Annotated in this window: 12 protein-coding genes; all 12 read right to left on the reverse strand. The window is 70.4% G+C overall.

The genetic code is table 11. From position 1 onward, the window contains the following. Positions 1–71 precede the first annotated feature (71 nt). The 12 genes from nuoL to ACN28A_RS11635 are packed head-to-tail and all read right to left on the reverse strand — an operon-like array spanning position 72 to position 13,222. Positions 72–1,988: an NADH-quinone oxidoreductase subunit L gene (gene nuoL, locus ACN28A_RS11580; RefSeq protein WP_421394898.1), complete on the reverse strand. Its 1,917-nt coding sequence runs from the start codon at positions 1,986–1,988 to the stop codon at positions 72–74. Positions 1,989–2,001: 13 nt separating this feature from the next. Then, the gene (gene nuoK, locus ACN28A_RS11585) at positions 2,002–2,319 is read right to left on the reverse strand and encodes an NADH-quinone oxidoreductase subunit NuoK (RefSeq protein ID WP_278064774.1); all 318 of its coding nucleotides are present in this window, start codon (positions 2,317–2,319) and stop codon (positions 2,002–2,004) included. Between the two features lies 1 nt (position 2,320). Further along, positions 2,321–3,091, reverse strand: coding sequence for an NADH-quinone oxidoreductase subunit J (locus tag ACN28A_RS11590; RefSeq protein ID WP_278064775.1), 771 nt, complete (start codon positions 3,089–3,091; stop codon positions 2,321–2,323). Continuing rightward, on the reverse strand, positions 3,088–3,681 hold the full coding sequence (gene nuoI, locus ACN28A_RS11595) for an NADH-quinone oxidoreductase subunit NuoI (protein ID WP_421394899.1): 594 nt from the start codon (positions 3,679–3,681) through the stop codon (positions 3,088–3,090). Before nuoI ends, ACN28A_RS11590 begins: the two co-directional genes overlap by 4 nt. A gap of 1 nt (position 3,682) precedes the next feature. After that, positions 3,683–5,092 carry an NADH-quinone oxidoreductase subunit NuoH gene (gene nuoH / locus ACN28A_RS11600; RefSeq protein ID WP_421404310.1) on the reverse strand — a complete coding sequence of 470 codons (1,410 nt, stop codon included), beginning with the start codon at positions 5,090–5,092 and terminating at the stop codon, positions 3,683–3,685. 2 nt (positions 5,093–5,094) lie between these two features. Further along, entirely contained in the window at positions 5,095–7,593 is a 2,499-nt protein-coding gene (locus ACN28A_RS11605) for an NADH-quinone oxidoreductase subunit G (protein WP_421394901.1), read from the reverse strand. A 55-nt stretch (positions 7,594–7,648) separates the two neighbouring features. Next, a complete protein-coding gene (gene nuoF / locus ACN28A_RS11610; RefSeq protein ID WP_421394903.1) occupies positions 7,649–8,968 on the reverse strand; it encodes an NADH-quinone oxidoreductase subunit NuoF in 1,320 nt (439 codons plus the stop codon). Further along, on the reverse strand, positions 8,965–10,083 hold the full coding sequence (gene nuoE / locus ACN28A_RS11615) for an NADH-quinone oxidoreductase subunit NuoE (protein ID WP_421394905.1): 1,119 nt from the start codon (positions 10,081–10,083) through the stop codon (positions 8,965–8,967). Before nuoE ends, nuoF begins: the two co-directional genes overlap by 4 nt. Further along, entirely contained in the window at positions 10,083–11,417 is a 1,335-nt protein-coding gene (locus ACN28A_RS11620) for an NADH-quinone oxidoreductase subunit D (protein ID WP_421394907.1), read from the reverse strand. The genes nuoE and ACN28A_RS11620 overlap by 1 nt, the downstream gene beginning before the upstream one ends. Next, positions 11,414–12,172, reverse strand: coding sequence for an NADH-quinone oxidoreductase subunit C (locus ACN28A_RS11625; protein WP_421394908.1), 759 nt, complete (start codon positions 12,170–12,172; stop codon positions 11,414–11,416). The genes ACN28A_RS11620 and ACN28A_RS11625 overlap by 4 nt, the downstream gene beginning before the upstream one ends. After that, positions 12,169–12,843 carry a NuoB/complex I 20 kDa subunit family protein gene (locus ACN28A_RS11630; protein ID WP_421394910.1) on the reverse strand — a complete coding sequence of 225 codons (675 nt, stop codon included), beginning with the start codon at positions 12,841–12,843 and terminating at the stop codon, positions 12,169–12,171. The genes ACN28A_RS11625 and ACN28A_RS11630 overlap by 4 nt, the downstream gene beginning before the upstream one ends. A 13-nt stretch (positions 12,844–12,856) precedes the next feature. After that, positions 12,857–13,222 carry an NADH-quinone oxidoreductase subunit A gene (locus tag ACN28A_RS11635; RefSeq protein WP_421394913.1) on the reverse strand — a complete coding sequence of 122 codons (366 nt, stop codon included), beginning with the start codon at positions 13,220–13,222 and terminating at the stop codon, positions 12,857–12,859. Between the last annotated feature and the right edge of the window lie 91 nt (positions 13,223–13,313).

Below are 13,313 nucleotides of genomic sequence, written 5' to 3' on the forward strand. Positions count from 1 at the left end.
TCCGTCGTGGGTGCCCGATCGGTCGAGGTCGCCCGGCCGGTGCGGTAGGGCGGCCGGTGGGTTGCGGTCGGTCACGCCAACCACCCCAGTTGGACCGCCAGGAATGCCGCCACCACCAGCACGGCGCCGGTGAGGATGGACGTCGCGTACGACCGGACGAAGCCGGTCTGCAGCCGGCGCAGCCGGCCGGAGCCGCCGCCGACCCCGGCGGCGAGCGCGTTCACCAGCCCGTCGATGCCCCGGTTGTCCAGGAAGACGAGTGCCCGGGTGAGGAAGATGCCCGGCTTCTCGAAGACCGCCTCGTTGAACGCGTCGGTGTAGAGGTTGCGCCGGGCCGCCCGGACCACCGGCCCGGCCGGCTGCTCCTGTAGCGCGGTGCCGTTGCGGAACAGCAGCCAGGCCAGGCCGGCACCGAGCACGGTGAGCAGCAGCGAGAGCACTGTGATCACGGTGTGCGAGAGCACCGGCTCGTGGTGTTCGCCGTGCCCGAGCACCGGGGTCAGCCAACTGGCGACCGGGGTCGCCATCAGCCCACCGGCGACCACCGAGCCGATGCCGAGCAGGATCAGCGGCACGGTCATGACCAGCGGAGACTCGTGCGGGTGCTCGATGTCCTCGGTCCACCGCTTCGGCCCGTGGAAGGTGAGCACGAAGAGCCGGGTCATGTAGAAGGCGGTCAGCCCGGCGCCGAGCAGGGCCGCACCGCCGTAGAGCCAGGCGGTCCAGTCGTCCCGGGCGAACGCCTCGACGATGATCGGCTCCTTCGTGAAGAAGCCGGAGAACGGCCACATGCCGATGATCGCCAGCCAGCCGAGCCCGAAGGTGATCCAGGTGATCCGCATGTACCTCGCCAGCCCGCCGAACCGGCGGATGTCCACCTGGTCCTTCATCCCGTGCATCACCGAGCCGGCCCCGAGGAACATGTTGGCCTTGAAGAAGCCGTGCGCCAGCAGGTGGATGATGGCCAGCGCGTACGCCCCGCCGCCGAGGCCGACGCCGAGGAACATGTAGCCGATCTGGCTCACCGTCGACCAGGCGAGCACCCGCTTGATGTCGTCCTTGGCGGCGCCGATGACGCAGCCCATCAGCAGGGTGAGCGCACCGACGCTGACTACGATCGTCTGGAGCGTCGGGTCGAGCGAGAAGATCGGGTTGGACCGGGCGATCAGGTAGACGCCGGCGGTCACCATCGTGGCGGCGTGGATCAGCGCGGAGACCGGGGTCGGGCCCTCCATCGCGTCCGGCAGCCACGCCTGGAGCGGGAACTGGCCGGACTTGCCGGTCGCGCCGAGCAGCAGCAGCAGGCCGAGCACCAGCACCGTACCGGCGGCCAGGTCGTCGGCGCCGTTGAAGACGTCGGCGTACTGCGTGCTGCCCAGGGTGGCGAACATGATGAAGATCGCGATCGCCAGGCCGGCGTCACCGACCCGGTTCATCAGGAACGCCTTCTTGCCGGCGGTGGCCGCGCTCGGCCGGTCCTGCCAGAACGAGATCAGCAGGTACGACGCCAGGCCGACGCCCTCCCAGCCGACGTAGAGCATCACGTAGTTGTTGCCGAGCACCAGCAGCAGCATCGCCGCGACGAACAGGTTGAAGAACCCGAAGAACTTCCGCCGGCCGGCGTCGTGCGACATGTAGCCGACCGCGTAGACGTGGATCAGGAAGCCCACGCCGGTGATCAGCATCACGAAGACCGCGGCCAGCGGGTCGAAGAGCAGTCCGAAGTCGACCCGCAGGTCCCCGACCGCGATGAAGTCCCAGAGGCTCAGCTCGACCGAGCGGTTCGCCAGGCCCCGCAGCGCGAAGAAGTAGGACAGGCCGAGCACGAAGATGGCGCCGACGCTGGCCACGCCGAGCCAGTGCCCCCACCGGTCGGCACGCCGGCCGAGCAGCAGCAGGATGGCCGCGCTGACCAGCGGGATGGCCACCAGCAGCCACACGCTGCCCAGCAACCCCGTGGCGTGGGCGTACTCCACAGAATGTTCCACTGGTGGGCCCCTCTTAGTACTTCAACAGGTTGGCGTCGTCGACGCTCGCCGAGCGCCGCGTACGGAAGATCGTCATGATGATCGCCAGCCCGACCACGACCTCGGCGGCGGCCACCACCATGACGAAGAACGCCATGATCTGACCGTTCAGGTCACCGTTGATCCGGCTGAACGTGACGAGCGCGAGGTTTGCCGCGTTGAGCATCAGCTCGATGCACATGAAGAGGACGATCGCGTTGCGCCGGATCAGCACCCCGACCGCGCCGATGGTGAAGAGCAGGCAGGCGAGGATCAGGTAGTGGTTCGGCGATACCGACAGGAAGTCCGACATCTTATTTCTCCGTCCCCTTCAGCGCCGTCTCCTCGGCGGAGAGTTCGCGCTGCGGCAGGATCCGCGGCACGCTCCGCTCGGTCAGGCCGCCGTCGGGCAGCCGGGCCGGGGTGGCGACCGAGGACGAGGTGGCGTACACCCCGGGGCCGGGCTTCGGTCCCGGGTAGTTGCCGGGGCGGAACCGGGCCTTCATGGTGGCGATCTGGTCCATCCGGTCCTGCCGGCGCCGCTCGACGTGCGCCAGCACCATCGCACCGACCGCCGCCGTGATCAGCAGCGCCGAGGTGATCTCGAAGGCGAAGACGTACTTCGTGAAGAGCAGCGCGGCGATGCCCTGCACGTTGCCGTTCGCGTTCGCCTGCTCCAGGCCGACCGCGTCGGCCTGGCCGAGCGCCCGCCACATCCCGGTGGCGAGCAGGGCGCCGAAGCCGAGGCCGAGCAGGATCGCCGCGACCCGCTGCCCGCGCAGCGTCTCGATCAGCGAGTCCGACGCGTCCCGGCCGACGAGCATCAGCACGAACAGGAAGAGCATCATGATCGCGCCGGTGTAGACGATGATCTGCACCAGGCCGATGAACGGCCCGGACTGGATCACGTAGAAGACGCCCAGGCAGAGCATGGTGAGCACCAGCCACAGCGCGGAGTGCACCGCGTTGCGGGCCCAGACCATGCCGATCGCGCCGATCAGGGCCAGCGGGGCCAGGATCCAGAAGACCACCTGTTCCCCGCCGGTCACCCCACCGGCGGCGGCGAGCACCGCTTGTCCGGTCATGACGCCGTCTCTCCCGTCGCGCCGGAACCGTCGACCGTGCCGGTCTCGGACCAGGGCGCCCGCTCGGCGCCGGCCGAGGTGCCCGGGTTGGTCAGTGCACCGACGTAGTAGTCCTTCTCGGTGTCACCGAGCCGCATCGGGTGCGGCGGCTGCTCCATCCCCGGCAGCAGCGGCGCCAGCAGCTGTTCCTTGGTGAAGATCAGGTCCTTGCGGTTGTCCCGGGCCAGCTCGTACTCGTTGCTCATGGTCAACGAGCGGGTCGGGCAGGCCTCGATGCAGAGCCCGCAGAAGATGCACCGGGCATAGTTGATCTGGTACGTGCTGGCGTACCGCTCGCCCGGCGAGAAGCGCTGTTCCTCGGTGTTGTCGCCACCCTCGACGTAGATCGCGTCGGCCGGGCAGGCCCAGGCGCACAGCTCGCAGCCGATGCACTTCTCCAGCCCGTCCGGGTGCCGGTTGAGGATGTGCCGCCCGTGGTAGCGCGGGGCGGAGACCGGCGGCTTGAACGGGTAGTCGGTGGTGACGACCTTCTTGAACATGTGCGAGAAGGTGACCCCGAAACCCTTGAAAGACCCGGTGATCGCGCCCACGTCACACCTCCTTCTCGTCGTTTCCGGCGTCCGCCGGCTGCCCGGCGCCGGGCGGCTGCGCTCCGCCCGAGCGCTGTCCGGCTCCCACGTTGGCCGGCTCCCGTTCGGCGACGGTCCGCCGCATCCGGGGGCTCGGCGGCACCGCCAGGTCCATCGGCGGCAGTGGGAAGCTGCCGGACGGCCGCCGGTTGACCTTCTCCTGGAGGGTCCGCTGCGGCGGTTGCTTCTTGCTCGGCCAGAGCAGTGTCACCAGCAGGACGACAAGCACCGCACCCGCGATGAACGTGTAGCGGTACGAGTCCGACACGTCCTCCTTCTGCAGCGTGCGGATGCCGGCCAGCACCAGGATCCAGACCAGGTTGATCGGCAGCAGCACCTTCCAGCCGAGCCGCATGAACTGGTCGTAGCGGAGCCGGGGCAGCGTGCCGCGCAGCCAGATGAAGACGAAGACCAGGCCGATGACCTTGCCCATGAACCAGAGCAGCGGCCACCAGCCGGAGTTCGCGCCCTCCCAGAGGGTGATCGGCCAGGGTGCCCGCCAGCCGCCGAGGAAGAGCGTCGTGGTGACCGCCGACATCGTCACCATCGCGACGTACTCGCTGAGCATGAAGAGCGCGAACTTCAGCGAGCTGTACTCGGTCATGAAGCCGGCGACCAGCTCCGACTCGGCCTCGGGCAGGTCGAACGGCGCCCGGTTGGTCTCACCGACGGTGGAGATGAAGAAGATGACGAAGCTCGGCAGCAGCAGGATGGCGTACCAGCCCGGTGCGGGCAGGTCGACCGCGCCGAAGAGGTTGAGCCGGGTGCCGTCGGCCTGCTGCGCGACGATGCCGCTGGTGGACATCGTGCCGGCGGTCATGAAGACCGCGACGATGCTCAGGCCGAGCGCCACCTCGTACGAGATCATCTGGGCGCTGGACCGCAGCCCGCCGAGGAGCGGGTAGGTCGAGCCGGAGGCCCAGCCGCCGAGCACGATGCCGTAGACGCCCATCGAGGAGCAGGCCAGCAGCACGAGTACGGCCACCGAGACGTCGGTGACCTGTAGCGGGGTCCGCTCGCCGAAGATGCTCACCATCGGGCCGAACGGCACCACCGACAGCGCGGTGACGGCGCTGATCACCGAGATGGTGGGCGCGAAGAAGTAGACCACCTTGTCGGCCGACTTCGGCAGGATGTCCTCTTTGAAGGCCATCTTGAGGCCGTCGGCGAGGGTCTGCAGCAGCCCGAACGGGCCGATCTGGTTCAGGCCGGGGCGCTGCGCCATCCGGGCCACCACCCGGCGCTCGAACCAGACCCCGAGCAGCGTCGCCAGGACCGCGAAGACGAACGCCCCCACGATCTTGATCAGGACGAGCCACCACGGATCCTTGCCGAAGTCCTGCAGCGTCGGATCCTGGGCGAGGTGGACCAGGTTCATCGGGTTCCCCCTCCAGCGCTGTTCAACAGCGGTCCGGGCTGGCCGGCCGCGTCGGCGGCGACCGGTGCGGCCGGGCCGGCGGTGAGCCGGACGACCGCGCCGGACGTCGCGCCGAGGCTGCGCCGCACACTCGCGCCGGGCGAGTTGGTGGGCAGCCAGACCACGTCGTCCGGCAGGTCCGTGATCTCCACCGGCAGGGTCAGCGCGCCCCGGTCGGTGCCGACCGTCACCGGGTCGCCCTCGGCCACCCCGAGCGCCTCGGCGGCGGCCTTGCCGAGCCGGACCACCGGCGGCCGGGCGGTGCCGCCGAGCGCCGGGTCGCCCTCGGTCAGGGTGCCGGCGTCGACGAGCTGGTGCCAGGTGGCCAGGATCGCCTCGCCGGGGCCGGGCCGGACCGGCGCGGCCGGCTCGACGGCCGGGGCCGCGGTCCGGTTGGCCGCGGTCGCCGGCAACGAGCCCAGCTCGCGCCGGACGCTGTTCACGTCGCCGGTGCCGAGCCGCACGTCGAGCTGGGCGGCGATCGCGTCCAGCACCCGGGCATCGGTCATCGCCGGGGTGTTCAGCACCGCGTCGAAGGTGCGTAGCCGGCCCTCCCAGTCGAGGAAGCTGCCGGCCTTCTCCACCACCGGGGCGACCGGGAAGACCACGTCGGCGCGGCGGGTCACCGCGCTGTGCCGCAGCTCCAGACTGACCAGGAACGGCACCTTCTCCAGCGCCGTGTCGGCGAGCCTCGGGTCGGCCAGGTCGGCCGGGTCGACCCCGGCCACCACCAGCGCGCCGAGGGCGCCTGCGGCAGCCGCCGCGAGGATCCCGTCGGTGTCCCGGCCGGGCCCGCTCGGGATGACCCCGGCGGCCACGTCCCAGACACCGGCCAGCTCGGCCCGGGCGGCCGGATCGGTGACCGGGCGCCCGCCGGGCAGCAGGTTGGGCAGGCAGCCGGCGTCTACCGCGCCGCGATCGCCCGCCCGGCGCGGCACCCAGGCCAGCTTGGCGCCGGTACGCTCGGCCAGCTCGGCGGCGGCGGAGAACCCGCCCGGCACACTGGCCAGCCGCTCGCCGACCAGCAGCACCGCGCCCGGCTGGCGTAGCGCGTCGGCGACCGGGGCGTGCCCGGCGAGCAGCTTCGCCTCGTCACCGGGGGCGGCGGTGAGCACCGTCGCGCCGATCTTGGCGAGCCCCCGGCTCACGAACGGGGCCAGCGCCAGCACCTTCAGCCCGCGCTTGTTGTACGCCTTGCGCAGCCGCAGGAAGAGGATCGGGCACTCCTCCTCCGGCTCCAGCCCGGCGATCACCACGGCCGGCGCCCGTTCGACGTCGGCGTAGGTCACCTCGGTCGACCCGGCCACCGTACTGGCCAGGAACTGGGCCTCCTCGGCGGAGAGCGGGCGGGCCCGGAAGTCGATGTCGTTGCTGTTCAGCGCCACCCGGGCGAACTTGGCGTACGCGTACGCGTCCTCGACGGTGAGCCGGCCGCCGGTCAGTACCCCGACGCCGGAGCCGGCGTCCCGGGCCGCGCGCAGCCCGTCGGCGGCGACGGCGAACGCCTCGCTCCAGGACGCCTCGCGCAGCTCACCGGTCCTGGCGTCCCGGACCAGCGGGGAGGTGATCCGCTCGTTCGCGAAGGCGTACCGGAAGCCCCAGCGGCCCTTGTCGCAGTTCCACTCCTCGTTCACCGCCGGGTCGTCGCCGGCCAGCCGGCGCATCACCTTGCCGCGCCGGTGGTCGGTGCGCTGGGCGCAGCCGGCCGAGCAGTGCTCGCAGACGCTCGGGGTGGAGACCAGGTCGAACGGGCGGGCCCGGAACCGGTACTGCGCACCGGTGAGCGCGCCGACCGGGCAGATCTGCACGGTGTTACCGGAGAAGTACGAGTTGAACGGGACGTCCCCGTCGTCGCCCTCCTCGCCGCCGTAGACCTCGTCCCGGTAGACGTTGATCTCCTCGGCGCTGGACCGGCCCATCAGGTCGATGAACTTGTCCCCGGCGATCTCCTCGGAGAACCGGGTGCAGCGCTGGCAGAGTACGCAGCGCTCCCGGTCCAGCAGGACCTGGCTGGAGATGTTGACCGGCTTCTCGTACTCCCGCTTGGGCTCGTGGAAGCGGGTGTCGGTGCGGCCGGTGGACATCGCCTGGTTCTGCAACGGGCACTCGCCGCCCTTGTCGCACATCGGGCAGTCGAGCGGGTGGTTGACCAGGAGCAGCTCCATGATCCCCTCCTGCGCCTTCTTGGCGACCGGGGAGGTGAGCTGGGTGCGGACCACCATGCCGTCGGCGACGGTCTGGGTGCAGGAGGCGACCGGCTTGCGCTGCCCCTCCACGTCGACCAGGCACTGCCGGCAGGCACCGGCCGGGGCGAGCAGCGGGTGGTCGCAGAACCGGGGGATCTCGATGCCGAGCTGCTCGGCGACCCGGATCAGCAGCGCACCCTTCGGCGCGGTGACCTCGACGCCGTCGATGGTGAGCGTGACGGTCTCGACCTGCTTCGCAACGTCCGTCATACTGAGCCGCCTTCCATTCGCGCTACGGGGCTCGCAAGCTCACTCCTCGCGCTCATCAGTGCGCCCCGACCAGGGTCTTCTCCGACAGCTTGGGAGCCGTCCGGCCCTCGATGTAGTCGAGGTAGTCCTGCTTGAAGTACTGCAGCGAGGAGGTCACCGGGCTGGTCGCGCCGTCACCGAGGCCGCAGAACGAGCGGCCGAGGATGTTGTCGCAGGTGTCCAGCAGGGTGTCCAGGTCCTCGTGGGTGCCCTGCCCGGCGAGGATCCGCCGGTAGGTGCGGACCATCCAGTAGTTGCCCTCCCGACACGGCGTGCACTTCCCGCACGACTCGTGGTGGTAGAACTCCAGCCACCGGTAGGTGGCGTAGACCGGGCAGTCCTGGTCGGAGAAGATCTGGGTCGCGGTGGTGCCGAGGATCGAGCCGGCCGCCGCCACCCCCTCGAAGTCCAGCGGCACGTCGAGGTGCTCGGCGGTGAGCAGCGGGGTCGACGAGCCGCCCGGGGTCCAGAATCGCAGCTCGTGGCCCGGCTGCATGCCGCCGGCCAGCTCAATCAGCTCGCGCAGCGTGATGCCGAGGCCGGCCTCGTACTGCCCCGGGTTGTTGATCCGGCCGGAGAGGGAGTAGATCATCGGGCCGGACGACTTCTCGGTGCCCATGCTCTTCCACCAGGCCGCCCCGCCCAGCACGATGTACGGCACGCTGGCGATGGTGCCGACGTTGTTGACCACGGTCGGGCAGGCGTAGAGGCCGTGCGTCGCCGGGAACGGCGGGCGCAGCCGGGGCTGGCCCCGGAACCCCTCCAGCGAGTCCAGCAGCGCCGTCTCCTCGCCGCAGATGTACGCCCCGGCCCCGCTGTGCACCACCAGCTCCAGGTCGAAGCCGCTGCCGAGGATGTTCTCCCCGAGGTAGCCGGCCCGGTACGCCTCCTGCACGGCGTTGCGCAGCCGGCGGGCCGCGTGCACCGCCTCGCCCCGGATGTAGATGTAGGCGCGGTTGGCCCGGATCGCGTACGAGGCGATGATCACGCCCTCGACCAGCGAGTGCGGGTCGTGGGTCATCAGCGGCAGGTCCTTGCAGGTGCCCGGCTCGCCCTCGTCGGCGTTCACCACCAGGTAGTGCGGCTGGCCGTCGCCCTGCGGGATGAAACCCCACTTGAGTCCGGTCGGGAAGCCGGCACCGCCCCGGCCGCGCAGGCCGGAGTCCTTGACGAGCTGGATCAGGTCGTCCGGGTGCGCGCCGAGCGCCTTGCGCAGCGCCGCGTAGCCGTCCAGCCGCTCGTAGACGTCGAGCCGCCAGGCGTCCGGCGACAGCCAGCGCTTGGTGAGCACCGGGGTCAGCTTCTCCAGCGTCTCCCGCCGAGGCGTCGTGGTCACCTGTCTGACTCCTTCTCACTCTCCGCCGACCGCAGCGAGCGCTCCTGCGCCTGCGTACCGTCGTCACCGGCCGGCTTGGCGTCGCTGGCCGGCGCGTTGGCGGCGGCGCCGGCCGCCTCGGCGGCCTTCGCGTCGGACGGCCCGGCCGGTACGCCGTCGACCGGCGGGGTGCTACCGGGCGCGTCCGGTACGGCGGTCTTCGCGTCCGGGTTCCGGGTCTCGGCGGTACGGATCTGCGGCGACTTGTCGTCCGGCGACTTCACGTCCGGCGCGGTGCTGCCGGTGGCGGCGGCCGGCCGGGTGGTCGCCGGGGCCGGCTTGTCACCCGTCTGGCTGCCCTTGATCGGGGTGTTCGGGTCGTAGCCGGCGACCGAGATGCCGTGCTGCTGGGCCAGCCTCAGCCCGGCCAGGGTCGGGTCGCCGGCCAGTCCGTCGGCCACCGCCTCCTCGCGCGGGTCGGCGAAGCCGGCGAGTTGCAGCGACATCTCCTTGAGGGTGCAGAGTCGGCCACCCCGGCTGGGCTGCGGACGGCCGCCCGCGCGCAGCTCGTTGACCAGCGCGACCGCCGTGTCCGGGTCGACCTGGTCGAAGAAGTCGTAGTTGACGGTCATCACCGGGCCGTAGTCGCAGGCCGCCAGGCACTCGGCGTGCTCCAGGGTGATCCTGCCGTCTGCGGTGGTCTCGTCGTGCCCGACCCCGAGCTGCTCGGTGAGCGCGTCGTAGACCTGCTGCCCACCGAGCACGTTGCACATGGTGTTGGTGCAGACGCTGACCAGCCAGTCGCCGGTCGGCCGGCGCTTGTACATGGTGTAGAAGGTGGCCACCGCGCCGACCTGCGCCTTGTTCAGCCCGAGTACGTCGGCGCAGAACTCCACGCCGGCCGGGGAGACGTACCCCTCCTCGGACTGCACCAGGTGCAGCAGCGGCAGCAGCGCCGAGCGGGACCGGTCGGCCGGGTAGCGGGCGACGATCTCCGCCGCCCGCTCGTCGAGCTTCGCGTGCAGGTCGGCGCTGCGGGTCGGGCCGCCGCCGGTGCCGTTGCGCTGCGCCGGCACCTCCGAGCCGACGACCAGGTCGTCGAGCCGGGACGCCGAGCTGCCATAACTCTCGGTCATTAGCGATCACACCCACCCATCACCGGGTCCAGCGACGCGCCGCCCGCGATCACGTCCGCGATCAGGCCGCCCTCGGCCATCGCCGGCAGCGCCTGGAGGTTGACGAAGCTGGGCTCGCGGTAGTGCACCCGGTACGGCCGGGTGCCCCCGTCGGAGACCGCGTGCACGCCCAGCTCGCCCCGGGGCGACTCGATCGCGACGTAGACCTGGCCCGGAGGCACCCGGAAGCCCTCGGTGACCAGCTTGAAGTGGTGGATCAGCGACTCCATCGACTGACCCATGATCTTGGCGACGTGCTCCAGCGAGTTGCCCATCCCGTCGACGCCGATGGCGAGCTGCGCCGGCCAGGCGATCTTCTTGTCGGCGACCATGATCGGGCCGGGGCGGAGTTTGTCGAGCGCCTGCTCGATGATCTTCATCGACTCGCGCATCTCGGCCATCCGGACCAGGTAGCGGCCCCAGACGTCGGCGCTCTCCGTGGTCGGCACGTCGAACTCGTAGTTCTCGTAGCCGCAGTACGGCATGGTCTTGCGGATGTCCCAGGCCAGGCCCGCCGAGCGGAGCACCGGTCCGGTGACGCCGAGCGCCACGCAGCCGGTCACGTCCAGCACGCCGACGTCCTTGGTCCGCTCCAGCCAGATCGGCTGGCCGGAGAGCATGTCCTCGTATTCCTTGAGCCGCTTCGGCAGCAGCTTCAGGAACTCGCGGATCTTGACGATCGCCTCGTCCGGGACGTCCTGGGCGACCCCGCCCGGCCGGACGTAGGCCATGTTCATCCGCAGGCCGGTGATCAGCTCGAAGATCTCCAGCACGTACTCCCGCTCGCGGAAGCCGTAGAGCATCACGTTGACCGCGCCCAACTCCATCGCGGTGGTGGCGATCCAGACCAGGTGCGAGGAGATCCGGTTCAGCTCCATCATCAGCACCCGGATCACGGTGGCCCGCTCGGTCACCTCGTCGGTGATGCCGAGCAGCTTCTCCACCGCCAGGCTGTACGCCGTCTCGTTGAACAGCGGCGACAGGTAGTCCATCCGGGTCACGAACGTGCTGCCCTGCACCCAGTTGCGGTATTCGAGGTTCTTCTCGATCCCGGTGTGCAGATAGCCGACCACCGCCCGGGCCTCCCGGACGGTCTCGCCCTCCAGCTCCAGGATCAGCCGGAGCACGCCGTGCGTCGACGGGTGCTGCGGGCCCATGTTGACGATGAGCCGCTCGTCGTTGATCGGGTCGTGCCCGCTGACCACCTGGTCCCAGTCGCCACCGGTGACGGTGAAGACCCGGCCCTCGGTGGTCTCCCGGGACTCGGCGTAGCTCGGATTCGTCGAGGTGCTCATTGGTACGTCCTCCGCTGGTCCGGCGGTGGGATCTCGGCGCCCTTGTACTCGACCGGTACGCCACCGAGCGGGTAGTCCTTGCGCTGCGGGTGGCCCTCCCAGTCGTCCGGCATCAGGATCCGGGTCATCCCGGGGTGGCCGTCGAAGACGACGCCGAACATGTCGTACGTCTCCCGCTCCTGCCAGTCCGCCGTGGGGTAGACCGAGGTGACGCTCGGCACCCGGGGCTCCTCGGCGGTCACCGCGACCTCCAGCCGGATCAGCCGGCGGTAGGTCATCGAGGTGAGCTGGTAGACGACGTGCAGCCGGCGGACGTCGGAGCCGAGGTAGTCGACCCCGGAGACCGACGAGCAGAGCTCGAAACGGAGCGCCTGGTCGTCCCGGAGCACCTGGCAGACCTCGGCGATCCGCTCCGGCCGGACGTGCAGGGTCAGCTCGCCCCGGTCCACCACGACCTTCTCGATCGCGTCGGCGAAGCCCGGGTACGCCTCCTCCAGCGCGTCGGCGACCTCGTCGAAGTAGCCGCCGTACGGCCGGGGGCTGCTGACCACGTCGACCCGTGGCCGGACCAGTCCGCCGAAACCGGAGGTGTCGCCGCTGCCGTGGATGCCGAACATGCCGCGTCCGGCCCCGCTGGCCGGCGGGAACTCGGCCGGCGCACCGCTGGTCGCCCCGATCGGCGGCCGGGCCACCGGCACCCCGCCGCCCGGCTGCTCGCTGGTCTTGTTCGGCGGGTTTCCGTTTGACTCGCTCATCGACCAGACCCCCCGACCAGGTGGTTCTGTGCCTTCATCCAGTTCTCGATCCGGAGCTGCTCCTCGCGCCCCTCGGCGACCGCCCGGGTCCACTCGGCCCGCCGCGCCTTGTCGTTGTGGTACGACGAGGGCATCGAGCCGGGCGTCACCAGCGGCATGTCGCCGCGCGCCCGGCGGGCCTCCAGCATCTTGCGGCCGTTCGGGCCGAGCGGCTCGTGGCCGATCTTCTCGCGCAGCTTGAGGATCGCGTCGATGAGCATCTCCGGCCGGGGCGGGCAGCCCGGCAGGTACATGTCGACCGGTACGACGTGGTCGACGCCCTGCACGATCGCGTAGTTGTTGAACATGCCGCCGCTGCTGGCGCAGACGCCCATCGAGAGCACCCAGCGCGGCTCGGCCATCTGGTCGTAGATCTGGCGCAGCACCGGGGCCATCTTCTGGCTGACCCGGCCGGCCACGATCATCAGGTCGGCCTGCCGCGGCGAGGCGCGGAACACCTCCATGCCCCAGCGGCCGAGGTCGTAGTGCGAGCCACCGGCCGCCATCATCTCGATCGCGCAGCAGGCCAGGCCGAAGGTGGCACCCCAGAACGACGACTTCCGGGACCAGTTGACCAGCTTCTCGACCGAGGTGAGCAGGATCCCGGACGGGAGCTTCTCCTCGATACCCATCGAACGACCTCCCTCAGTCCCAGTCCAGGCCGCCGCGCCGCCAGACGTAGGCGTACGCGACGAAGACCGCGACGATGAACAGCACCATCTCCACGAAGCCGAACAGCCCGAGCATGTCGAAGTTGACCGCCCAGGGGTACAGGAAGATGATCTCGATGTCGAAGACGATGAAGAGCATCGCCGTCAGGTAGAACTTGATCGGGAACCGGCCGCCGCCGACCGGCTGCGGGCTCGGCTCGATGCCACACTCGTACGCCTCGAGCTTGGCTTTGTTGTAGCGCCGGGGGCCGGCGAAGCGCGCCGCGGCGACGGAGAACAGCGCGAACCCCGCGGCGAGGGCGAACAGCCCGATGATGGGTACGTACGGCGAGAGCGACATCGTTTTCTCCTGCTCGTCCTTCCCGGCCCTCGGTCAATTTCCGAATTCACACTATTCACAGTCCTCCGGGCGACGCCGCCCGGGGTGCCGC

It is taken from the genome of Plantactinospora sp. WMMB782 (genome assembly GCF_049179135.1).
Taxonomy (GTDB): domain Bacteria; phylum Actinomycetota; class Actinomycetes; order Mycobacteriales; family Micromonosporaceae; genus Plantactinospora.